Source organism: Acinetobacter lwoffii (genome assembly GCF_024129595.1).
Taxonomy (GTDB): Bacteria; Pseudomonadota; Gammaproteobacteria; order Pseudomonadales; family Moraxellaceae; genus Acinetobacter; species Acinetobacter lwoffii_O.
Genome location: NZ_JAMXXS010000113.1, coordinates 1 through 348 on the forward strand (window position 1 = coordinate 1; position 348 = coordinate 348).

General features: G+C 44.8%; 1 protein-coding gene. It reads right to left on the bottom strand.

Translation table 11 applies throughout. From position 1 onward, the window contains the following. Positions 1 to 348, bottom strand: a 348-nt coding sequence (locus tag NI466_RS15865) for an IS5 family transposase (RefSeq protein WP_253174014.1), incomplete at both ends; no start/stop codon positions are given.

Genomic DNA, 348 nt, shown 5'->3' on the forward strand with positions numbered 1-348 from the left:
GCATTTTTTCTAGGTGGAATCACCGCATGCCCTTGCCGATCTGCAATGACCTGACGGCATTGCTTGGTGTCATAAGCTCCATCGGTATAAACAGAGTCAATCCGCTCATCTTGTGGAATCTGATTAAGTAAATCACCAAGCACCTGTGAATCACTGACATTATTGGTTGTAAGCTGAACTGCTCGTATTTGCAGGGTTTTGGCATCTATACCAATATGTAGTTTACGCCATTGGCGACGATATTCAGGTCCATGTTTCTTGCGCTTCCATTCGACCTCACCTAGAAACTTCATGCCTGTAGAGTCCATGAGTAGATGCAGCCCATCGCTACTTTTTTGGTAGCTGATT